Source organism: Micromonospora sp. WMMD723, assembly GCF_049863385.1.
Lineage (GTDB): Bacteria > Actinomycetota > Actinomycetes > Mycobacteriales > Micromonosporaceae > Micromonospora > Micromonospora wenchangensis.
In genome coordinates, this window is sequence record NZ_JBMKNR010000001.1 from 1,750,089 (window position 1) to 1,772,770 (window position 22,682).

Below are 22,682 nucleotides of genomic sequence, written 5' to 3' on the forward strand. Positions count from 1 at the left end.
ATGCAAGGTCTTACCTCCGTCGGATGGGGGATGGGGTCCGGGTCGGTGGTCCGGGTCAACCGGTGCCGGTGGTCGCGGCGTCCAGCTCGTGCTGATCGGTGACGGCGCGCAGGACGAACTCGTCCCAGCGGCCCGCGTCCGTGGCGAAGAAGTCGCGGCTGGTGATCTCGACTCCCGAGTCCTGCCGGATCCGGGTGATCAGTTCCATGACCATCAACGAGTCGATGCCCAGTTCCAGGAGCTGGAGCTGACCGTCCAGCACCTGCCGGTCGAGCTGCATGATCTGCGCGAGTTCGTCGCGGAGGTAGGCGGCCACCACCTCGCGTCGCTGTGCCGGATCGGTGGACCGCACCCGTCGCAGCAGGGGGGCGTCACCGTCGACGGCGGCCCGTGGCGGCGGGGCGTCGATCAGCGCGAGCATCGGCCGCACCGCACGCGCCTCCAGCACGGGCTTGTACCTCGCCCAGTCCGCCGCACAGACGACCCGGTGGACGTCGTCGCCGGCCAGCAGCGCACCGAGCAGACGCAGGCACTGCGGGGCGGCCAGCGGGCGCAGCCCGGTCGCCGAGAGGAAGTCGCGCACGTCGTCGCCGAACAGCTTCGACCGCAGGGCCCACTGCCCCCAGCTGACGCTCAGCGCCGCCAGTCCACGGCTACGGCGGTGCTGGGCGAGGCCGTCGAGGAACGCGTTCGCCGCGGAGTAGCTGGCCAGGAACTGCGATCCCCAGGTGGCCGCGATCGACGAGAACCCGAGCAGGAAGTCGAGTGGCCGATCGACGGTAGCCCGGTGCAGGGCGAGACCACCGAGCACCTTCGGTCGCCACACCCGGTCGTAGTGGTCCACGTCGACGTCCCGTAGCACCTGCGGCCCGGACACCCCGGCGGCGTGCACCACACCACGCAGCGGCGGCGAACCGGTGGCGAGCCGGTCGACCAGGCGGGCGACGTCGCCGGTGTCGGCGACGTCCACCGTGACGGTCTCGACCGCCACCCCGCGTGACCTCAGCCGGCGCACGGTGTCGATCCGGGCCCTGTCCGCGGCGTCCAGGTGCGGATCGTCCCACGACGCGGGGTCGGGCAGCGGGCTACGACCGGCCAGGACCAGCGCGCCCGCCCCCTGCTCCGCCAGCCAGTCCGCCACGGCCGTGCCGATGCCGCCGAAGCCGCCGGTGATCAGGTATGAGCCGTCGGCGCGCACCGGCACCCGGGGCGGGTCCGCGCGGTAGGCGAGCGGACGGCGCACCAGCCGGGCCGCGAGCACGTCCTCGCGGCGCAGCGCGAGCTGGTCCTCGACCGTGCCGGCCAGGAGCGCGACGGCCAGCCGTTCGGCGACGTCGGCGGGCGGGGCCGGGTCGTCGGGGTCGAGATCGACCGCACCGCCCCACAGCTCCGGGTGTTCGAGCGCCACGACCCGCCCCAGACCCCACAGCGGGGTCGCGGCAGGCGCATGGGTGCGCTGTGCCGGGCCGGTGGCCACCGCACCACGGGTGACCACGTGCACCGTGACCGGTCGGTCACCGCCGCGCCGGTGGGCCGCCTGCACGACACGGACCACGTCGAGTTCCCCGCGGTCCCGGAACGCCAGCAGGTCCACCGGATCGGCGGTGTCGACGTCCGGGGCGTCCACTCCGGTGAGTGCCACCACGTGTCCGATGCCCGGGTCACGGTCGAGGGCGTCCGCCACCGCACCGGCCGTCGTCGTCCCGTCGGCCGGGGTGTCCAGGACGACGCACCGCGCCCCTCGCCCGCGCAGTTCACCGGCCAACCGCGCCGCGATCCCGGCGCGGTCGGGCAGCAGCAGCCAGCACCGGTCGTCGGGTTCCGGCGGGTCGTCCGGCAGCCGCACCGGGTGCCATTGCAGGTCGAACAGGAGCTCGTCGGGATCGCGCCAGGGCGCTTCGTCGACATCGATCGACGGTTCCCGATAATGGAGACGATCGATCCCGCCGACGATCGACCCGTCCCCGGCCCGGAAGATCACCTGCCCGGTGCCCGGGGTGCGGACGACCGAGGAGACGGGCTGGCCGGCCTGCCAGGTCAGCCCGTCGAGGCCGCAGAGGGTCTGCTGCGGCGGCGCCCCCAGGGCGGCGGCGTGCCTGATCAACTGCAACAGCGAGGTGGCGTCACCCGTCGGCGTGGCGATCGTCGACCCGTCGGCCGGTGACACCGGCGCGGGCCGGCACCGGCGGTGCAGGGTGCCCCGGGCGTACACCTGCCAGGGTGCCTCGGCGGCTTCCTCCCCGGCGCTACGGCCGTGGCAGGTGAAGGCCGCCCCGTCCGTCCCGGCGGGTTCGAGCGTCAGGTACCAGGTGCGCGTTTCCCCGTCGGGGGCGGCAGCGACCGTCTCGGCGGACCCTACCGTCGACCAGACGCCACCCCACGCGTCCTCGGCGGCCAGGAGCGCCGCTGCCACCGTGCCGGCCAGGTCGGTGTCGTCCGGCAGCCGGTACGTGGGGATCGGGCCGGGTACCCGCTCGACGGCACCGGGGGCGGCCCGGTCCCGCCCGGCGGGGGTGCCGGCCTGCTCCGGCCCGACCGCACGGAACCAGTACGAGTCGCCCTCCCAGGCATAGGTCGGCAGGGGTACGCGCCGGTGCCGGTGCCCACCGTCGAACGCGCCCCAGTCCAGGTCCAGCCCGCGCAGGTGCAGGGTGCCCGCCGCACTCGCCATCTGGGCGACGTCGTCCCGGCCCCGGCGTAGCGAGGGGATCCAGGCGCTGCCCGGATCGTCGATGTTGCGGGCCGCCAGGCCGAGCAGGACGGGGGCCGGACCCAGTTCCAGGTACGTGGTGACGCCGCTGTCGTGCAGCGTGCGGATGCCGTCGGCGAAGCGGACCGGTGCCTCGGCGTGTCGCACCCAGTACTCGGGGCCCTGCCCCGCCCAGTCGCGACCACTGACATTGGAGATCATCCGGAACCGGGGCTCGTGGTGTTCCAACTCCTCGGTCACCGCCCGCAACCGGCTCAGGATCGGCGCCATCAGCGGGGAGTGGAAGGCGTGGGACACCCGCAGCAGCCGCGACTTGACGCCGTCGGCCAGCAGGGCGGAGGTGATCTTCTCCACCGCGACGGCCGGTCCGGCGATCACGGTGTCGGTGGGTCCGTTCAGCGCGGCGACGGCGACGGTCGCCTCGTGGCCGGCGATCGCGCGGCGGGCCCGTTCCCCGTCGCAGACCAGCGTCGCCATGACCCCACCGGGCGGCAGCGACTGCATGAGCCGGCCCCGTGCGGTGACCAGACGCACCGCGTCCGGCAGGGACAGCACACCCGCGACGCAGGCGGCGGTGATCTCGCCGACGCTGTGCCCCAGCACGGCCACCGGTCGCAGCCCCCATGACAACCAAAGCTGGGCCAGCGCGTACTCGACGGCGAACAGGCACGGCTGCGTGTAGCCGGTCTGGTCGATCGGGGAGTCGGGCGCGTCCGCGAGGTCCAGCAGTTCACCGAGCGGCCGGTCGAGCAGCGGGTCCATCAACGCGGCGACGTCGTCCAGCGCCTTCCGGTAGGCCGGCTCACCGCGCAGGTCCTGCCCCATCCCGCCGTACTGGGCACCCTGCCCGGTGAACAGCCAGGCGACCCGGCGGTTCCGGTGCCCCGCCAGGGCGACCGGCGTGACCACGTCGGTGCGCCTGCCCGCCAGGTGGTTGTCGAGCGCGTCGGCGAGCGCGTCGGTCGATCCCCCCACGACGGCCAGGCCGTGGGTCATCCGGGTGCGCCCGACCCGGCTGGTGGCGCAGAGGTCACGGACGGGCGTGCCCGCCTGTGTGCGAAGGTGGTCCCGGTAGGCCGTGGCGAGCCGACGCAGCGCGGTCTGGCTGCGGGCGGAGATGGTGAGCACGTCGGTGTGGCGTCGCCGGGTCGGCGGATCGGCGGCGGGTGCGGCCGGGGCCTCCGCGACGACGACGTGGGCGTTCGTCCCGCTCGCGCCGAAGCTGCTGACCCCACCCGCACGCACCTCGCCGCGACGCGGCCAGGGTTGCGTCTCGTCGACCACCCGGACCCTCAGGCGCGTCCAGTCCAGGTACGGATTGGGCTCGTGGAAGTGCAACTGCGGCGGGATCGTGCGGTGGTGCACCGACAGGACGAGCTTCAGTAGGCCCGCGATGCCGGCGGCAGCCTCCAGATGGCCGATGTTGGTCTTCACCGACCCCACCAGCAGCGGCGGTCCGGGCCGGTGGGCACCGCCCAGCACGGCGTCGAGGGCGCGCAGCTCGATGGGATCGCCCAGGGCCGTCCCGGTCCCGTGCGCCTCGACGTAGTCGATCTCTGCGGGGGCCAGCCCGGCCATCCCGAGCGCGTCCCGGATCGTCGCCTGTTGCGAGGCGGGGTTGGGCACGGTCAACCCGCTGCTGCGACCGTCGTGCTTCACCGCCGAACCCCGGATCACCGCCAGCACGGTGTCCCCGTCGCGGTGCGCGTCGGCCAGCCGCTTCAGCACCACGATGCCGACGCCCTCGCCCCGCCCGTAGCCGTCGGCGGACGCGTCGAAGGTCTTGCACCGACCGTCCGGTGCCAGCGCCCGGAACTTGCTCAGCAGGACGAACGAGTAGGGGCTGAGCATGGCGTTGACGCCACCGGCCAGTGCCGTGTCGCACTCGCCCAGCCGCAGGGCCCGGCAGGCGTCGTGCACCGCGACGAGGGAGGACGAGCACGCGGTGTCGACGACCTGGCTGGGCCCCGTCAGCCCGAGCGCGAACGACAACCGCCCCGCGGTGAAGCTGGGCTCGCCCATCAGCTGGTAGGCGTCGACCTCGGCGGTGTCCCCCGACTGCTGTCGCAGCCGGACGTAGTCCGTGGTGCTCACGCCGAGGTACACGCCGGTCGCCGAGCCCTCCAGCGAGTCGGGGGCGTACCCGGCGTGCTCGATCGCCTCCCAGGCCACCTCCATCACCATGCGCTGCTGCGGGTCCATGCCCACCGCCTCGCGCGGTGAGATGCCGAAGACCCCCGCGTCGAAGCGGGTGACGTCGTCGAGGAACGCTCCCCGGTCGACGTAGGTCCGGCCGGGGACGTCCGGGTCGGGGTCGTACCAGGGGGTGATGTCAGCACGTTCGGCGGGGAACGGACCGACGGCGTCGACACCTCCGGTGAGCAGCCGCCAGTAGTCGTCCGGCCCCCGCACGCCGCCCGGGAGCCGGCAGCCCACGCCCACCACGGCGACGGGTCCGTCCTCCGTACGCGGTCGCGCCGACTCGTCCTGTAGCCGTTCGATCAGTCGCAACGCGTCGATAAGCTGCGCACGAAGCTCGCTCTGGGTCATCTCATCTCCATCCGCTGCGGCCCCGGTGACCTCAGTGCAGCGCCCGGCCCTTTACCACCGCTCGTAGGCGGCTCAAGGTCGCCCCGGCTCACCGGGCGGGACCCTGGTCGCCGCCGACGACCGCTGAGGCCGAGACCGCCGCCGCGAGCCGCGCGGCGAGCGCCTCGTCGCTGAGTTCGGCGAGCGGGTCACCGTCGTCCGGTTCCGCAGGCTCACCGGGTATGACCTCCCGGACCACGAACCGGGCCAGCGCCCGCGTGTTGGGGCATTCGAAGAGAACGGTGTTGGGTAGCTCGACACCGAGCACCACCTCGGCCCGACGCTTGAGTTTCATCGACAGGACGGAGTCGAATCCCAGGTCGAAGAAGCCCCGGTCGGGATCGATGTCGTCGGTCTCGCCGAGCACCTCCGCCACCACCGGTAGCAGCAGGTCGACCAGCCAGGGCTCCCGCTCCGACGCGGGCAACGCACCGACGGTGGACATCGCGGTCGACGGCCCGTCGGTCGGGGCGTCCACGTGAGCCGGCCCGGACCGTCCGGCCGGGGCGCTGCCGTCCGTGACGCCGTGCACCCAGTGCCGGGTGCGCTGCCACGGGTAGGCGGGCAGCGACGTCACCCGTCCGCCGCCGGGTAGCAGCCGGTCCCAGCGGATCGGGGCCCCCTGCACGTGCAGGGCGGCGACGACACCTAGCAGGGACTCGACGGTGACGGCGTCGGTCGGTGGACGATGGACCACCGTGCCGGCGAGCCGGACCCGGGGCGTCCGGGCCCCGAGGTCCAGGACGAGGTCGTCGTCGTCCGCATCCGCCGGTGCCGCCAGTCGGCGCAGCTGTCCCGGTTGCGCCGCGTCGGCCGGTGCGCGGTCGGTGGTGAGGCGGTGCAGGGCCTCCTCCGGTGACAGCTCACCGGCCACACACGCGGCGACGTACGCGCCGGCACCGGTGCCGGCCACCGCCTGGGGCACGAGCCCCACCGACTGCCAGACCAGCGCCGCCGAGAGCTGGTCGACGAACGCGGCGACGGCGGCCGCCGGTTCGCCGTCGACCGCTCCCCCGGGCGACGCCACCGGCCGGATCGCCGTACGGAGGTCGGTGACCTGCGCCCGTAGCGCGGCGATCTGCCGGTCTCCCCACCCGGGCAGCCGCGCCGCCGCGTCCAGCAGCTCCGACCACGGCGGCGCGTCGTCACCGAAGGCGAAGAGCACCCGACGGGACCCGCCCGCGGGGACGATCCCGGCGTGCCGTGGTGACCGCAGCGCCCGGGCCAGCTCCCGCACCGATCCGGCCACCACCGCGACCCGGTGTTCGTGGTGGCTACGCCGGGCCAGTGACGTCCACGCGAGGTCGGCCGTGTCCATCTCCTCGCTGTCGGCGAGGTGCTCCGCGTGGCGGGCCCTGGCGTCGTCGAGCGCCGCCGCGCTGGCCGCCGAGACCGCCAGCAGGTACGGGCCGGAGGTCGCCGCCGTCGCCGACGCGCGCTCCGGTGCCTCCTGCACGATCAGGTGGGCGTTGGTGCCGGTGAACCCGAAGGCGCTCACCCCGGCGATCCTCGGCCGGTTGCCGCGTCGCCACGCCGTCGTACGGCGGACGGGGGCCAGACCGGAGGCGTCCCAGTCGATCTCCCTGGTGAGCTCGTCCAGGTGCAGCTGCGCCGGGATGCGTTGGTGCCGCAGCGACAACACGACCTTGATCAGGCCGACCACGCCGGCCGCCGCCTCCAGGTGACCGATGTTGCTCTTCACCGAGCCCACCAGCAGCGGCTGGTCGGTCGCGCCGCCGGCCCGTCGCACGTCGGCGATCGCGCGCAGCTCCACGGCGTCGCCCAGCGGGGTGCCCGTGCCGTGTGCCTCCAGGTAGGACAGTTGGGCGGCTCCGAGGTCGGCCCGGCGCAGGGCGTCGGTGATGACCGCCTGCTGGGCGACACCGCTGGGCACGGTCAGCCCGCCGCTGGCCCCGTCCTGGTTGACCGCGCTCGCGCGGATGACGGCGTGCACCCGGTCACCGTCCGCCAACGCCAGCGACAGGGGCTTGAGGATCACGGCGCCCGCACCCTCCCCACGGCCGTAACCGTCGGCGGCCTCGGCGAACGACTTGCACCGCCCGTCCCGGGACAGGGCACCGGCCGCGGACATCGCCCGGAACACGGTGGACGTCGCCATCACGTTCGCGCCGCCGGCGACGGCGACCCGGCACTCCCCGGTGCGCAGCGACTGGCAGGCCAGGTGTACGGCCGTCAGCGACGACGAGCAGGCGGTGTCCACGGCGATGCTCGGTCCACGCAGCCCCAGCAGGTACGACAGCCGGCCCGCCGCACCGGAGAAGCATGTGCCGGTGCCGTAGTAGAGGTCGAGTTCGGTGTCCGCGCCGAGCACGAGTTGCTGGTAGTCGGTGGTGTTGAGCCCGACGAAGACCCCGGTCGCGCTGTCGCGCAGGTCGTCGGCGGGCAGCCCGGCGTCCTCCAGCGCTTCCCAGGCCACTTCGAGGAAGAGTCGTTGTTGGGGGTCCATGCTGCGCGCCTCCCGGGGGGAGACGCGGAAGAACCGGTGGTCGAACCCGTCCACGGCGGGGAGGAACGACCCCCGTGCGGTCGTCGTCGTACCGTCGGCGAGCAGCCGGCCGGCGTCCCACCGGTCGGCGGGGACCTCGCCGCTGGGGTCCAGGTGCTGGTCGAGAAGCGCCCAGAAGCCGTCCGCGTCGGCTCCTCCGGGCACCCGGCAGGCGAGGCCGATGATCGCGATCGGCTCGGTGCCCCGCTGCGGGTCCACGACGGTCGACGGGGGTGCCGGAGTGACCGGGGTGACCGGTACCGGCGACGACAGCAGGTGCCCGGCCAGTTCGTCGATGGTGCCGCACCGGAGCACGTCGGCACCGTCCACGACGGCACCGACGGCGCTCTGCACCCGGTTGGCGAACTCCAGGGCGGAGACGGAGTCGAGGCCGAGCTCGAAGAATCCCCGGTGGATGCCGACGGAGGTGCCGGCCGGGTGCCCGAGGATCTCGGCGAGCGCCGCCTGGAGGGTCGCCACCAGCTCCGGTCGACCGGTGGTGCCGACCCGGACGGCCGACGGTGGGCCTGCGGGCGGCACCGGGGCCGCGGCGACGGTCGGTTCGGCGGTACGGGCACCCTGCTCGCCCCGGGCCACGCCCGGCAACCAGTAGGTCGAGCCGGCCCACCGCTCGGGGGGCAGCGCCACTGCGGCGACCGGCGCCGGCCACCGCGCCGCCCAGTCGACCGGGACTCCGGCGACGTGCAGTTCGGCCCGGGACGTCGCCAGGACGGTGGCGGCGTCCTCACCCCGTACGAGGGACGGTACGACCGGTCCGACCCGGTCGCGGTGGGCCAGCGCCGACCGCACCGCACGACCGAGCACGGGGTGCGCGCCGATCTCCACGAAGGCGGGTTCCCGCTCCTTGAGGAGCCGGTCGACGGCGGGCCAGAACAGGACGGGCTGCCGCAGGTTGCGCGCCCAGTAGTCGGCGTCCGGCCGGCCGCCGGTGTCCTCGGCATCGGTGCTGGACAGCAGAGGTACGGCCGGTGTGGTCACCGTCAGGTCGTCCAGGAGGGCGCGCAGCCGTTCGCTGTAGGGCTGCATCAGCGGTCCGTGCGACGGGTACTCCACCGACAGTTCCACCGCCGAGACGTCCCGCTCGACGAGTTCGGCGACCATGGCGCGCAGCGGTTCCGCCGGTCCGCTGACCACGACGGCGTCGGGGCCGTTGACTGCGGCGACCACCAGGTCGGGGTAGCGCTCCGCGAGCAGCGGACGCAGTTCGTCGGCGGGCAGGTCGACCGACGCCATCCGTCCCGAGCCACTCGCCTCCTGGAGGGTCCGGCTCCGGACGATGACGAGACGCGCCGCGTCGGGCAGCGTGAGCGCCCCGGCGACGTGGGCCGCGGCGATCTCGCCCATGCTGTGACCGACGACCGCGTCCGGCCTGACCCCCCACGACATCCAGAGGCGGCTCAGCGACACCTGCAAGGCGAAGAGGGCGGGTTGCCCGATCTCCGTGGAGCGCAGGATGGCCGGGTCCGGGTCGCGGACCGCGTCCCGGACCGACCAACGCGCATGGCCGGACAGGGCGGTGTCGCACTCGTCGAACGCGGTGCGGAAGACCGGCTCCGTCTCGTAGAGGTCCATTCCCATACCGGGCCACTGCGCCCCGTGTCCGGAGTAGGCGAACACGACCGGCGGTGCGTCGGCGACGGGGTCGCCGAGGCGTACCGCGGGGTGTCGTTGGCGACGGGCCGCCGCCCTGAGGCCGGCGACCAGTCCTTCGCCGGTGGTGCCGACCACCGCCAGGCGGTGCCGGTGATGGGTGCGCCGGACGGCGGCGGTCGCCACGACCGGCTCGACCGGGCGGTCGGTGAGGAGGTCCGCGAAGTCGTCGGCGGTCTCCCGCAGCCCCCGCCGGGTCGTGGCGGAGAGCAGCAGGGTGTACGGGGCGGACGTGGCGTCGGGCAGGGCCGGTGCCGGTGGTGCCGCGCCCACGACGACGTGGACGTTGGTCCCCGACAGCCCGAAGGCGCTGGTCCCGCCGATCAACGGTTGCCCGTCGGCAGTGACGGGCAGGTTCTCGGCGGCGACGGTGATGCCGGAGTGCTCCCAGTCGATGTGCGGCGAGGGCGTGCGGTAGTGCAGTTGCCGGGGGACGACGCCGTGCCGCAGCACCAGCAGGGTCTTGAGTAGGCCCGCCACCCCGGCGGTGGCGTCCATGTGACCGAAGTTCGCCTTCAGCGAGCCGATGACCAGCGGCCGGTCGTCGGGGCGGCCCCGGCCCATGACCTCCGCGAGCGCCGACACCTCCAGTGGGTCGCCCAGGGGCGTACCGGTGCCGTGGGCCTCCACGTACGCGGCCCGGGTGCCGTCGACACCGGCAGCGGTCAGTGCCTGCCGCAGGAGTTCCTGTTGCGCGGGCACGCTGGGTACGGTCAGCCCGGCGCTGTGGCCGTTGTGGTTGAGGGCGCTACCGAGCAGGATCCCGTAGATCTGGTCCCGGTCGCGGACCGCGTCGGCGTACCGTTTGAGCACGACGACCGCGCAGCCCTCCCCCCGGACGATGCCGTCCGCCGCCGCGTCGAACGGCCGGCAGCGGCCGGAGGCGGACATCGCCTGCACCCGGCTCATGAAGATCGACAGTTCGGGGGTGAGGAGGGTGTTCACCCCACCGGCGAGGGCGGTGTCGATCGATCCGTCCCGCAGGCTCTGGCAGGCGAGGTGCACGGCGGCCAGGGAGGACGAGCAGGCCGTGTTGACGGTCATGCACGCGCCCTGGAGCCCGAAGGTGTAGGCGATCCGCCCGGCGGCGAAGCTGAACTCCTTGCCACTGGCGAAGTAGGGGTTGATGGCCCGGTGCCCGGCGGTCTTGGTGTGCAGGAGCAGGTAGTCGCCGCCCAGCATGCCGACGAAGACGCCGGTGCGGGTTCCCGCCCACGCGGGCAGCGGCCGGCCGGCGTCCTGCATCGCCTCGAAGGCGACCTCCAGCAGGATGCGCTGCTGCGGGTCGATCTCGGCCGCCTCCCGGGGCGAGACGTGGAAGAAGTCGGCGTCGAAGCGGTCGATGTCCTCCAGGAAGCCGCCGAATCTGGTGTAGATCGTGCCCGGATCCGTCGGGTCGTCGGCGTGGAACGAGTCGTCCCAACGGTCGGGCGGCACTTCCCGGATCACGTCCGCGCCGTCGGTCAACGCCTGCCAGAGGCCATCGGCACTGCGTATCCCACCGGGGAACCGGCATCCCACGCCCACGACGGCGATGTCGTCGGGACGGTAAACGCGCAGAGCCCGGAGGGGTCCGCTCACCGAATCCTGCATCAGAACTCCTTCGGGGACCGTGAGCTGAATGCCGCGTAGCATGTGCACGGGCGTGCGATACGGATGAACCGACCGTCCCCCGGACGGCTCGGAAATCGCTCAAGGACTGACCGTCCTGGGATGTCGGAAGGATTCGACATGCATTCACGCACGCAGATGACCGGAAACGAACAGCCCCCGTGGCTGACGTTGTACTGCCTGCCGCACGCCGGTGGCGGGGCGGCCGGGTACGTACGCTGGCGTCGCTCGGTGCCGGCGGGCGTCGAGGTCGTCCCGATGGAGTTGCCGGGACACGGCAGCCGCCTCGTCGAGCGGCCCGTCGACCAGATGGGCCCCCTGGTCGACCAACTGCTCACGCGGATACGCGCCGACGACCGTCGCGGGGTGGCGTTGCTCGGGCACAGCTTCGGCGCCCTGCTGGCGTTCGAGACCGCGCGGCGACTCGCCGCCCTGGGTGCCCCACCCGAGGCGCTGCTGCTCTGCGGGCGCAACGCACCGACGACGCCGTCCCCGGTGGTGGTGCCGCACCACCTGCCCGACGAGGCGTTCCTGGCGGCGGTCCAGCGGCTCGGCGGAATCCCGGACCAGTTGCGGGATCAGCCGGCCCTGCTTCGGGCGTACCTGCCGGCGCTGCGGGCGGACCTGCGCATGGCCGACGGGTACCGCCGGGGCGACGCACCGCCGTTGGCCGTGCCGCTGCTGGTGTTCGGGGGTAGCGAGGACACCCTCACCCACCGGGCCGGGCTGGCCGGGTGGGAGCGGGAGACCACCTCGTCGTTCGAGCTGACGATGCTGGCCGGGGACCACTTCTTCGTCCGCACCGACGCATTCGCCGGGGTGCTGCGCACGAGGCTGGAGCGACTGATGACGTCGGCGAGGCCATAGCCGGGTCTGAGTCAAGCTCCACCACGGGTTCGTACCGTGCGGTGAAACGGACGTGACCCGAAAGACAGGAGAGAGTCAGTGGGCTCGATCGATCGTGTGCGGTTGGAGCAGGACCTCCATCAGTACATCACCGAGAACCTTCTCGGGGACGCCAGAGAATCGCAGTTGTCGTCGGACACGCCGTTGCTGGAATGGGGTGTGCTGAACAGTCTCAACCTGGTACGCCTGCTGGCGTACATCCGGGACGGTTTCGGTGTGGCAGTTCCGCCGGCACTCATCACCGGTCAGCACTTCCGCAATCTGCGCGCCATTGCCGACCTGGTCTACGACCTGTCCCTGCAACCGGCCTGAGCATTGCACCACGAAGGGAGTGAGACGCAGTGGACGCAGAGTTCGACGTCGGCATCATCGGTGGTGGTCCCGCGGGTTCCGCGGCGGCGGCCTACCTGGCGAAGGCGGGGCTGTCCGTCGGCCTCTTCGAGCGGGAGAACTTTCCCCGGGAGCACGTCGGCGAGTCCCTGGTCCCGGCGACCACGCCGGTCCTGCGGGAGATCGGCTGTATGGACCAGATCGAGGCGGCGGGCTTCCCCCGCAAGTACGGCGCGGCGTGGACGTCGGCCGAGGACCGGGACATCAACACCCTGGGCTTCCGCAACCTGAACAACGGATTCCGGTCCGCCGAGATCAGGTTCGACGAGCGCGACCAGCCGGGCGTCGACCGCCCGTACACGTTCCACGTCGACCGGGGGCTCTTCGACCAGATCCTGCTCAAGAACGCCGAGGCCGCCGGGGCCCGGGTCTTCCAGGGAGTGGGGGTCGGCGAGGTCGACTTCTCCGGCGCGTCGCCCACCCTCACGGTCAGGGTGGGTGGCCGGCAGGTGGGGGTACCGGTTCGGATGGTAGTCGACGCCAGCGGCCGGCGTACCCAGCTCGGGACGCAGTTGGGCGTCAAGCAGCCGGACCCGGTGTTCAACCAGTACGCGGTGCACGGCTGGTTCGAGCACTTCGACCGGGCGGCGTTCGCCGCCGCGCCCGACCGCCTCGACTACATCTACATCCACTTCCTGCCGGTCGTCGACACCTGGGTGTGGCAGATTCCCATCACCGCCACGGTCACCTCGGTGGGTGTGGTGTCGCAGAAGCGTCGGTTCCGGGAGTTCGACGGTGACCGGGAACGGTTCTTCTGGGAGACGTTGGCCAGCCGTCCGGATCTGTTCGACGTGCTGAAGCGGGCCGACCAGGTGCGCCCGCTGAAGACGGAGGGCGACTACAGCTACGCGATGAAGCAGATCGCCGGCGACAACTACGTCATGGTGGGTGACGCGGCCCGGTTCGTGGACCCCATCTTCTCCAGCGGTGTCAGCGTGGCCCTCAACAGTGCGCGCATCGCCTGTCAGGACATCATCGCGGCGGCCGGGGCCGGGGACTTCAGGCGGGCACGCTTCGCGTCCTACGAGCGGAAGCTCCGGCGGGGCGTACGCAACTGGTACGAGTTCATCTCGATGTACTACCGGCTCAACATTCTCTTCACCGCGTTCGTGCAGGACGACAGGTACCGCCTGGACGTACTGAAGATGTTGCAGGGCGACGTCTACGACGACGAGGAGCCGAAGGCGCTCAGCGCCATGCGGGAGATCCTGCACGCGGTGGAGAACGACCCCACCCATCTCTGGTATCCCTTTCTGGGTAGCCTCCGGGCGCCCTCGGCGATGCCCGCCTTCTGATCGGCCGGCCGGCTGCGACCGGGTTCCGGTCGCAGCCGGCCGACGGCGGTCATCGTTGGTTCGCGTACTCGAAGTCCAGCCCGGCGGCCCCGCCGGACAGCTCCAGCTCCGGTGCGGCCGACAACACCGCCTGGTGCAGGCACCGCATCCGGCTGGACGGTTCGAGCCCCAGCTCCTCCACCATCGTCTCGCGCAGGCGCTGGTAGGTGCGCAACGCGTCGTAGGTACGCCCGGAACGGTGCAGCGCGATCATGAACTGGGCGTTGAGGTTCTCGTGCATCGGGTGCCGCGCGGTCAGTTCGGCGAGATCGCTCAACAGTTCCGTGTGCCGTCCCAGCCGTAGGTCGGCGGACACCTTTCCCTCGATGGCGCCGATCCGCGCCTCGTTGAGGCGGACGACGTCGGGCGCGAGCACCCGCCCCACGGAGACGTCGACCAGGGCGTTCCCCCGCCACAGCGCGAGCGCCTCGGCGTACCGCCGGGAGGCGGTGCCGGCGTCCGCGCTCGCGGCGGCGGCCCGGGCGGAGCTGACCAACCGCTCGAACAACGCCACGTCCACCTGGTCCGGTGGCACGGCCAACAGGTAGCCGCCATGTCGGGTGACCAGGACGTCCTTGGGCGCGGGTGACCCCTCCTGGTTCGCCGTGAGCCCGATCCTCCTGCGCAACTGCATGACGTACGTCTGCAGGGTCGTCGCGGTGCTGCGCGGTGGTCGCTCTCCCCACAATTCCTCGATCAGAAGCTGGACCGGCACCACGGTGTTGGCATTAAGGGCGAGTACGGCGAGCACCTGACGCGGCTTGTCCGCGTTCGGCAGGATCGACGTGCCGTTCCGGCGTGCCACAAATGGCCCGAGTAGCTTCGCTTCCACCTCATACTCCCCCTTCGACCGACGCTCGGGACCTATCGCGGGCACACCAATCAAACAATCGGCGATCGCCGATTCGTGATTGGCTGCACCGGCAATGTTTCCATCGATGCAAATCGTGCGCCAGTGCCATACTCACGGGAGCGGGGGGAAAGGGGACACATGGAGGTCGTGACATTTTCACAGCTGGAAGCCGGAGGCGAACGCCCCGGCGCCGACGCATGCGCGGGGCCGGGACGCCTCAGCCGAGCTTCCGGAGCGTCTCGGCGGCCTCCTCGGGCGACACCTCGTTGATGAACACCCCCATGACGTGTTCCGATCCGGCGAGGTGCTTCAGCTTGGACGCCGTCCGCCGCACCGTGAACAGCTCCAGGTGCAGAGCGAACTCGTCCCGGTCCGGAGCGCGTCGCGGTGCCTGCAACCAGGCCGAGAGGTAGGGGGTGGGCCCCGCACCGACGCCGAACAGACGGTCGAAACGGGCGAGCACCTCCTGATAGATGGCCGGGAACGCGGCCCGCGCAGCGTCGTCGAGGCCCAGCAGGTCCGGCACCCGCGAACGGGGGTAGAGGTGCACTTCGTACGGCCACCGTGCGGTCCGGGGCACGAAGGCCACCCAGTGACCGTTTTCGAGAACGATCCGCTCTCCGGCGGCCAGTTCCCCCGCCACGAGGTCGTCGAAGATGTTGAGACCCGTCCGGCTGCGGTGTGCACGGGCGGACTCCAGCATCCGTGCCACCCGCGGCGTCACGAAGGGATAGGCGTAGATCTGCCCGTGCGGGTGCACGAGCGTCATCCCGATCTCCTCGCCCCGGTCCTCGAAGAGGAAGACCTGTTCGATGCCGTCCTGCTGGTACAGGTCCGCGGTGCGGTCGATCCACGCGTCGAGCACGAGGCGGGCCTGTGCGGGGGAGAGTTCCGAGAAGGACGTGTCGTGCTCGGGGCTGAAGCAGACGACCTCGCACCGGCCGGCCGAGCCCTCCCCGTCGACCGGGTCACCGGCCAGGGCGGGAAAGCGGTTCTCGAACACGACCACGCCGTAGTTCCCGGCGGGGATCTCGCTGGCGTGCCCCGGGCGGGAGGGGCACAGGGGGCAGTCCTCGGTGGGCGGGTGGTACGTCCTCAGCTGGCGGTGCGCAGCCACCACGACCCAGTCGTCGAGCAGCGGGTCGTGGCGGGCCTGCGAACCCCGGGGCACCGGGTCGAGCAGCCGGGAGTCGATCACATCGCGCACCGCGTCGTCACCGGCGTCGTAGTAGATCAGTTCACGGCCGTCCGACAGGCGACTCGCTGACTTCTTCATGCTGCTGGTTCCTCTCCTGACGAGCGTGGGTACCGGGGACGGTTGCGCCGGGTCAACCACCGACGCGACGTGCGGCGTGGTCCTCGATCAACCCGGTGATGAGTTCGACGGCCCGGCTGGGGGCGTCGTGCCGGCGGTACTCGTCACGCAACTGCCGTGCGCGCAGGCCGTACGACGGCTCGCGCAGGACGCGTCGCACGGCGGCGGCGATCTGGTCGGCACCGGCCCGGCGACGGCGCACGGCCAGCCCCACACCCGACCACTCGACCCGCGCGGCCACCTCGTGCTTCTCCTCGCTGGCAGGAACGACCACCAGGGGGACCCCGTGCGACAGGGCGGTGTTGACCCCGCCGTAGCCGCCGTTGGTCACCATGACCGTCACGTGCGGCAGCAGCGCGCTGTGCGGTATGAACGGCGCCGTCCGTACGTTCGCCGGCAGGCTGCCCAGCTCTGCGGCGTTCTGCTGGGTGCCGGTGGTGACGACCACCAGCGCGTCCTCCTCGGCCAGCCCCTCGATCGTGGGCCGAAGCAGGCGCTCCGCGTCGTGCGCCACCGTGCCCTGGGTGACGTGGATGACGGGGCGCCCCTCGACCATCTCCGGCCACCAGTCGGGGGCGTCGAACCGGGCGGGTGCGGAACTGGTGAAGGGTCCCACGAAGTGGGTCTGCGGCAGCATGTCCGAGCGGGGGTACTCGAAGGAGGGCACGGTGCCCATGAGATAGAGGTCCGGGTGCCGGACGATGTTCTCGAAGGGGCCGCGGTCCAGCGGGGTGAGGCCGGCCCGCCGACGGGCGAGGTCCGCCCGGTGGCGGATCTCCCGTAGTGGTGGCAGCAGGTGTCCCGACACCGCGCGCAGCGCACGGTTGCGCAGTCGGCCCAGCGGCGTGGCCGATGGGGGCAGGCCCAGCCCGAGCGGCGCGGTGTCCCGGCTGCCGAAGACGTAGACCGACGTGGCGACCCAGGCGGTGGGCAGGTTCCGGAGCTCGGCGGCGAAGCCGGCACCGTACATGGTCTCGCCGGTCACCACGACTTCCGCCGGGAACCTGTCGATCAGTTGGAGGATGTCCAGCATCTGCTCGTGGGCGGTGCCGATGAAGATGTCCCGGAAGGCCGCGGCCATGCTGACCACGCCGGTCAGGCCCGCGTGTGACGGGAACGCCTCCTCGCGGGACTGGCCACCCCAGTCGTACGCCCGGCGCATCGGCTCGAACGTCGCACCGGCGCGCTCGACCTTGTCCGCGAACGCCCGCCCGGTGTACCAGTGGACGTCGTGTCCCGCCCGGGCCAGCGCCCGGACGGCCTGGATCATGCCGTTGACGTGCCCGTCACCGGGGGTGGTGGCTACCAGGACTCGCGCCATGTCGGTCATCCCCTCGTCGTCCGCGTTGTCGCGTTCATCGAGGTGTACCGACCGGCACTCAATCGCCGGTGGACTGGTTCGTCGGTTCGCGCTGTACGGCTGCGCCCCGCCGCGGGACAGGTGACGACGGCGGGCTCAGGCGGCGCGTGCCTCGCCGCCCGTCAGCGGGCCGGCCGCCGGCTCTGGTCGTCCGTTGCGGCCGGGCTACCGGTGGTGGGGGCCGACCGCCAACCGGAGGGCCGCGCTTCCGTCCACTGGGGATTCATCCAGCCCTCCTCACTGGCGATCCGCAAGGCGTCGATGCGGTTGCGCGCACCGAGCTTGACGACGATGCTGGACAGGTAGTTGCGCACGGTACCCACCCGCAGCCTGAGCTGCTTGGCGATCTCCGTCGGTTCGGCGCCCCCGGCCGCGAGCCGGAGCACGTCGACCTCGCGACGGGTGAGCGGGTTGTCGCGGTTGACGATGACCTGGAGGGCGAGTTCGGGGTCGATCACCCGCTCACCTGCGGCGATCTTGCGGATCGACTCGCTCAGCATCGTCGCGGGTGCCTGTTTGAGCAGCAGTCCCCTGACCCGCATCGCCATGGCCCGGGTCACGAGATCCGGGCGACCCTGCGAGGCCAGCAGCAGCGTCTGACAGTCGGGCAACCCCGCCTCAAGATCCGCAATTACGTCGACCACCGGCCGCCCCGGCAGGTCGCCGTCCAGCACCAACACGTGGGGGCGTAGCCGCGCGGCGACGGGAAACACGTCGTCCCCCCGGGAAACCTGCGCCACGACGTCGATGTCGTCCTCAAGCGTCAGGGTGGTGGCAAGAGCGTCGCGAACGAGCCGCATACCCTCTGCGATCATGACCTTGAGCAAGAGCGTATCCCCCGTAGACATCAATCCTCCGGCATCCGTCAATGAGTGATGCAGAGCGCGGTACGTCGCCGAAGGTAGACCTCGGTACGACCGCTTCACCGGCAGCCTTCCCGCCTACCGTCAACCGTCCGCGCCGGCATCCCGCCGACGACACGAAGCCCACGACCGGCATCCCCTTCCAGGAGGCATCCGCAGGGCCGCCCATGGGAGGGCGGCCCGCGGATCGGGCGGACCGGCGGTGTCAGAGCAGGCACCAACTGTGGTCCGAGGCCCAGGGTCGAGTCCTCGACCATTGTTCTGATCACTGACCGGTGACCCAAACGACACGAATCATCACACCGCGTGAAAACTCTCCCGTCAAGGCGATGGTGAAACTTTTACGAATCGACCCACACCAAATACTTGACGCGGCAGACTCTCTCGTGGACCACAAAGAGGCATTGACACACGTCACAGTGGTTTATGATGATCGTGCTGGTGCGGGCCGGGTACGGGTCGCATGCGCGAAGGCGGGCACCGTCGCGCGGGAATCGCGGCAGTGACGACGGACGTGGTCCGCTACGACAGGCGCAGGCAGTACGCCCGGTCGAAGAGCGCCAGCGCCGACAACGATAGCGAATCCACGAACTGTCCGTCTCGGATCATGTCGTCGAGCTGGTCGCGGCTCACCCACCGCTGACTCATTCCCTGCTCGGTCTGCTCCCTGGCGGGCGCACCGGCGGCCAGAGCGTCGGCGACGAAGACCCGACACCCCTGCGACGAGTACCCGTGCGCGACGTTCACCCGCCCGAGCAGCGTCCAGCGGCCCGCACGGAAACCGGTCTCCTCCCGGAGCTCGGCATGGGCCAGGGCCAGGGGGTCGTCCTCCACCCCGTCCCGGCCGCGTTCCACGCCGATCGGCATCGTCGCCGAGGCCCAGGAACCCTGCGGGAACTCCCACTGCCGGGCCCCCACCGGGTAGCGGTACTGCTCGACGAGGTGGAACCCCTCCCCCTCGACGGGGATGATGAGGGCGCAGTCCGGCTTGTCGACGACGCCGTACACACCCACCGAGCCGTCCGGGAACTCGACCTGGTCCTCGCGCACGTCCATCCAGGCGTTGCGGTACACGCTGCGAGTGTCGAGTCGGCGCAACGAGCCACCTCCGGTCACGGTTACCCGGCCGGACGGGCAGGGCGGAACGGGCCCTTCACCGTATCAGGAGGCAGGCTCCACCGAGGTGACGAGGAGGCGGGCCGCCTGTCGCACACCCCGCACCGGAATGTCGCGGGTGCACGCGAGGCTGTCGAGGACCACGCTTCTCAGGCAGGAGTTCGTCGGGCGACAGGCGTACCGGCTCTGCGCACGCGCTACCGACCTGACCAGCCCGGGATCGACCCCCGCCTCCTCCGCGATCACCCTCGCCCAGTCGGCCCGCGAGACACGGTCCGGGCCACCGAGGTGGAGCAGCCGTCCGGCCGGGTCGCGGAGGAGGCCGGTCGTCACCGCCGCCACGTCGTCGACGAGCACCGGCGTCGTCCACAGGTCCCCCGGCGCCTCGACCGGCAGGCCACGCCGGAGCCGGTGGGCACAGGCGGCGAAGAAGTTCAGCCAGGTCGACGCTCCCGGCGGCTCCCAACCGTAGACGAGACTCACCCGCAGCACGGTGGCGTCCGGGAGCCTGTCCCGCAGGGCCAGTTCCGCCGCGAGCTTGGCCCGCCCGTACGCGTTCGTCGGACGGGTCGTCGCGGATTCGTCGTTCCACGCCGCACCGCCGTCGAAGACGTTGTCGGTGGAGATCAGCAGCACCTTGGCGGTGCCGGCCGACCCGGCCAGGTTGAGGGCGGCCGTGGTGTGGTCGTGCATCGCCCGGGCGGGGTTCTCCTCGCACCAGGTCACGTCCGACGGGCCGTGCACGAGCACCACAGCCTCGGGACGCACCCGGTCCACGACCTCGGCGCACTGCGACCGGTCGGTGATGTCCAGCGACACCCACCGCCCCGACGGCAGCCCCGCACCGGGGTTCCCGTTGCGCGAGGCGAGCACCGGCTCATCGCCCCCGGCGGCGACAGTCGCGGCGATCCGCCGGCCGATCAGGCCACTGCCGACGATCAGGACCCGCATCACGTACCGGCCGCAGTGGTCACGCCGGCCGGACGACGCGACAGCAGCCGTCCCATCCCGATCAGCGCGTGGTCGTCGTCGGGCACGCCCATCGTCACCATCGCCCGCACCTCCTCCTCGGTCAGTCCGAAACACCCCATCCCGACCAGCTCCTCGACGAGATGGTCCGCGAACGCATCCCCCACGGCCTGCGCGAACCCACCGATGATCACGTACCGGCGGATGCCGATCGCGGTGTGGACGGCCACGATCGCCTGGGCGAGGTGGCGCAGCGACCGACGCAGCACGGCGACGGCGAACGCGTCCCGGCCGAGGACGGCCCGTACGACATCCTCGTTGGTCACGGTCCCCGGCCCGCCGGGACAGGAGGCGCCGAGTGTCGAGGCCGCGAACGCCCGAGGGTCACGCTGCCCGGCCGACCGGACGGCGGACAGGATGCCGCGCCCCGACGACACCGCACCGAGATGACCGCGCCCGCCGCAGTCGCACCGCGCCCCGTCGGGCGACAGGTCCACCGGCCAGTGCCCCAGCTCGCCACCCGTGCCGCTGGGATCGACCAGCACGGCCCCGTCCCGGAAGACCTTGTTGCCGATGCCCGAACTCACCGTCAGCAGGCAGAAGTCCCCGGGGGACAGGTCGGATCCCGCATACCGCCAGGCAGCTGCCGTCAGGTCGTTGCGGACGCGCACCGGCACGCCGAGCCGGTGCGCCAGCCAGGCGCCGAGTGGCACCCGTTCCGCACCCCCGCCCCAGATCGTCGGTGCCGCCAGCACCATCCCGTCAGCGTTCAACGGACCGGCGAACGCCAACCCGACCGAGGAGACACCCACCCCCGACGGGGTGCTCAGGCGCTGCCCGAGCACCTCCGCAAGCTGGGTCAGCACCCGTTGCCGGAGCACGGGGGCCGGCTCGCCCGGATGCCGGGCGAGGCCCTCGACCGGAATCCGGTGCACGTGGGCCAACGTCCGGTCGCGCTCCCGGTACCACCCGACACGAAGCGTGGTGCCGCCGATGTCGGCGACGAGGAACGACCGGTCGAGCGGCGAGTCGGTCATGCCGTGCACTCCGAGGACACGGTGGCCCGCTGCCGCAGCTCTGTCAGCGCTGCCAGCAACTCCCGTTCGGTGACGTCGTTGACGAAGCAGACCTGACCGATACCGGTCAGCAGTGGGAGCCGCTGACGGCCGTCGCGATGCCGGACCATCTCCGCGAGAGCCGCCAGGATCAACTCGGATCTGCACACCCGATGCCAGACCGGCAGTTCGAGATCGGCCAGGACGGCGAAGATGCGCCGCTCGTCCGATTCGCCGATGAGACCCCGGCGGCGGGCCAGGACCGTGCACAGCGCCATGTCGATCGCGACCGCCTCGCCGTGCAGGAGCTCCGGCAGCGCCCGCATCTCCAGGCTCGGGGAGAACGAGTGGCCGTAGTCGACCCGCCGACGCAGCCGGCTCTCCCACAGGTTCGGTTGCAGCTCGGCCAGCATCCCGTGGACCGCGCGGCACAGCACCGCCACCCCGACATCGCCGTACTCGACGCCGAAGGCTGGTTGGAGCCGCTGCTCGATCAGCCGGCAACCGTGCCGGGCCAGCAGTTCGAAGAGCATCGAGTCGCTGACCATCGCCAGCTTGAGCACCTCGGCGAGCCCGTTGACGACGTGCCGGCGGTCGAGCGTACGCAGGAACATCCAGTCGATCAGGGTGACGACGGCGGGATGGTAGGTGCCGAGCCGGTTCTTGTGACCGTCGTGGTTGACGCCGGTCTTCGCACCGATCGCCGCGTCGACCATGCCGATCAGCGTGGTCGGCACGCGGACGTACGGGGTCGACCGCCGGTACAGGCTCGCGGCGAAACCGACGATGTCGGTCAGCACCCCTCCGCCGATGGCGATCACCGGTTCGGAGCGGCGGCTGATGCCGAAACGGTCCATCGCCGCGGTGATCATGAGCGCCGCGTCGAGGGACTTCGTCTTCTCACCGCCGTCGAGCAGGCACGTCTGGGACTCGACCCCGTGTGCCTCGAAATACCTGGACACCGCCTCGCCGTAGAGCTCCTGCACCCGGCGCTCCATCACGACGAGCCGGCGGGAGCCGGTGGACGTGGAGCCGGGCGCACCGGCCCTGGCCAGGGTGGGGTTGCCCACGTCGAGTACGCCGGTACCGAGTATCACGTCGTAGCTCACCGGCTTGCTGGCCGTCAGGCGCCAGGTGCTCCGCCACGGATCGCCGGTCCGGCTCAGCCCAGAGGTCTGCTGCTGCGGGATGGGGACACCGATCGTCATAGCCCGTTCTCCACACGCTGGATCTGTGTGCACATCTTCTGCTGCTCCATCCCCTCGGCAGTTGGACCGCCCCTGCCCCAGCGGCATCACTTTGGACCTCAGCCTGAAGATGCCTCCTCGAACCCTGCTCGAAGTCCTGGCACGTGCGGCTCGCCCCCGGCCGGTGGCGGTCGGCCTCAAGCCCGGATCGAGCCACGTCATACCCACGGTGCACAGGCTGGGTCTC

The 22,682-nt window shown here is 71.7% G+C and carries 13 protein-coding genes; 3 read left to right on the top strand and 10 right to left on the bottom strand.

What is annotated here, in order from left to right; all coding sequences use genetic code 11:
- Positions 1-55 precede the first annotated feature (55 nt).
- Both ACN261_RS07885 and ACN261_RS07890 read right to left on the bottom strand, forming a co-directional pair.
- Positions 56-5,260 (bottom strand): beta-ketoacyl synthase N-terminal-like domain-containing protein, encoded by a 5,205-nt coding sequence (locus ACN261_RS07885; protein ID WP_425849240.1) that lies wholly within the window; start codon positions 5,258-5,260, stop codon positions 56-58.
- A gap of 88 nt (positions 5,261-5,348) precedes the next feature.
- Complete coding sequence (locus ACN261_RS07890) at positions 5,349-11,069, bottom strand: beta-ketoacyl synthase N-terminal-like domain-containing protein (RefSeq protein WP_425849242.1); 5,721 nt, start codon at positions 11,067-11,069, stop codon at positions 5,349-5,351.
- Positions 11,070-11,207: 138 nt separating this feature from the next.
- On the opposite strand from ACN261_RS07890, the gene ACN261_RS07895 reads away from it, so the two are divergent.
- The 3 genes from ACN261_RS07895 (at position 11,208) to ACN261_RS07905 (ending at position 13,678) form a co-directional block, all read left to right on the top strand.
- Positions 11,208-11,954, top strand: a complete 747-nt coding sequence (locus ACN261_RS07895; protein ID WP_421484645.1) for a thioesterase II family protein — start codon at positions 11,208-11,210, stop codon at positions 11,952-11,954.
- Between the two features lie 78 nt (positions 11,955-12,032).
- Positions 12,033-12,305, top strand: coding sequence for an acyl carrier protein (locus tag ACN261_RS07900; RefSeq protein WP_421484646.1), 273 nt, complete (start codon positions 12,033-12,035; stop codon positions 12,303-12,305).
- A 29-nt stretch (positions 12,306-12,334) separates the two neighbouring features.
- Positions 12,335-13,678, top strand: a complete 1,344-nt coding sequence (locus ACN261_RS07905; RefSeq protein WP_421484647.1) for an NAD(P)/FAD-dependent oxidoreductase — start codon at positions 12,335-12,337, stop codon at positions 13,676-13,678.
- A 49-nt stretch (positions 13,679-13,727) separates the two neighbouring features.
- Here the strand turns inward: ACN261_RS07905 and ACN261_RS07910 are convergent, their stop codons facing one another.
- The 8 genes from ACN261_RS07910 to ACN261_RS07945 all read right to left on the bottom strand — a co-directional run bounded on the left by ACN261_RS07910 (position 13,728) and on the right by ACN261_RS07945 (position 22,456).
- Entirely contained in the window at positions 13,728-14,549 is an 822-nt protein-coding gene (locus ACN261_RS07910; protein ID WP_421484648.1) for an AfsR/SARP family transcriptional regulator, read from the bottom strand.
- Between the two features lie 238 nt (positions 14,550-14,787).
- Complete coding sequence (gene galT / locus ACN261_RS07915) at positions 14,788-15,846, bottom strand: galactose-1-phosphate uridylyltransferase (protein WP_421484649.1); 1,059 nt, start codon at positions 15,844-15,846, stop codon at positions 14,788-14,790.
- Positions 15,847-15,898: 52 nt separating this feature from the next.
- Positions 15,899-17,206 carry a glycosyltransferase gene (locus ACN261_RS07920; RefSeq protein WP_421484650.1) on the bottom strand — a complete coding sequence of 436 codons (1,308 nt, stop codon included), beginning with the start codon at positions 17,204-17,206 and terminating at the stop codon, positions 15,899-15,901.
- Between the two features lie 161 nt (positions 17,207-17,367).
- Complete coding sequence (locus ACN261_RS07925; protein WP_421484651.1) at positions 17,368-18,072, bottom strand: response regulator transcription factor; 705 nt, start codon at positions 18,070-18,072, stop codon at positions 17,368-17,370.
- A 558-nt stretch (positions 18,073-18,630) separates the two neighbouring features.
- Positions 18,631-19,182 carry an NUDIX domain-containing protein gene (locus tag ACN261_RS07930; protein ID WP_425849247.1) on the bottom strand — a complete coding sequence of 184 codons (552 nt, stop codon included), beginning with the start codon at positions 19,180-19,182 and terminating at the stop codon, positions 18,631-18,633.
- A gap of 87 nt (positions 19,183-19,269) precedes the next feature.
- Positions 19,270-20,175 carry an SDR family oxidoreductase gene (locus ACN261_RS07935; RefSeq protein ID WP_425849249.1) on the bottom strand — a complete coding sequence of 302 codons (906 nt, stop codon included), beginning with the start codon at positions 20,173-20,175 and terminating at the stop codon, positions 19,270-19,272.
- Positions 20,175-21,230, bottom strand: a complete 1,056-nt coding sequence (locus ACN261_RS07940; RefSeq protein WP_421484654.1) for an ROK family protein — start codon at positions 21,228-21,230, stop codon at positions 20,175-20,177. The genes ACN261_RS07935 and ACN261_RS07940 overlap by 1 nt, the downstream gene beginning before the upstream one ends.
- Positions 21,227-22,456, bottom strand: a complete 1,230-nt coding sequence (locus tag ACN261_RS07945; RefSeq protein ID WP_421484655.1) for a sedoheptulose 7-phosphate cyclase — start codon at positions 22,454-22,456, stop codon at positions 21,227-21,229. Before ACN261_RS07945 ends, ACN261_RS07940 begins: the two co-directional genes overlap by 4 nt.
- Positions 22,457-22,682 lie beyond the last annotated feature (226 nt).

What these genes read in the sequence shown, in the direction of transcription:
- ACN261_RS07895 (WP_421484645.1), top strand. Translation starts at nt 11,208, where the DNA reads ATGCATTCACGCACGCAGATGACCGGAAACGAACAGCCCCCGTGGCTG.
- ACN261_RS07940 (WP_421484654.1), bottom strand. Translation starts at nt 21,230, where the DNA reads ATGACCGACTCGCCGCTCGACCGGTCGTTCCTCGTCGCCGACATCGGC.
- ACN261_RS07935 (WP_425849249.1), bottom strand. Translation starts at nt 20,175, where the DNA reads ATGCGGGTCCTGATCGTCGGCAGTGGCCTGATCGGCCGGCGGATCGCC.
- ACN261_RS07920 (WP_421484650.1), bottom strand. Translation starts at nt 17,206, where the DNA reads ATGGCGCGAGTCCTGGTAGCCACCACCCCCGGTGACGGGCACGTCAAC.
- ACN261_RS07885 (WP_425849240.1), bottom strand. Translation starts at nt 5,260, where the DNA reads ATGACCCAGAGCGAGCTTCGTGCGCAGCTTATCGACGCGTTGCGACTG.
- galT (WP_421484649.1), bottom strand. Translation starts at nt 15,846, where the DNA reads ATGAAGAAGTCAGCGAGTCGCCTGTCGGACGGCCGTGAACTGATCTAC.
- ACN261_RS07890 (WP_425849242.1), bottom strand. Translation starts at nt 11,069, where the DNA reads ATGCAGGATTCGGTGAGCGGACCCCTCCGGGCTCTGCGCGTTTACCGT.
- ACN261_RS07945 (WP_421484655.1), bottom strand. Translation starts at nt 22,456, where the DNA reads ATGACGATCGGTGTCCCCATCCCGCAGCAGCAGACCTCTGGGCTGAGC.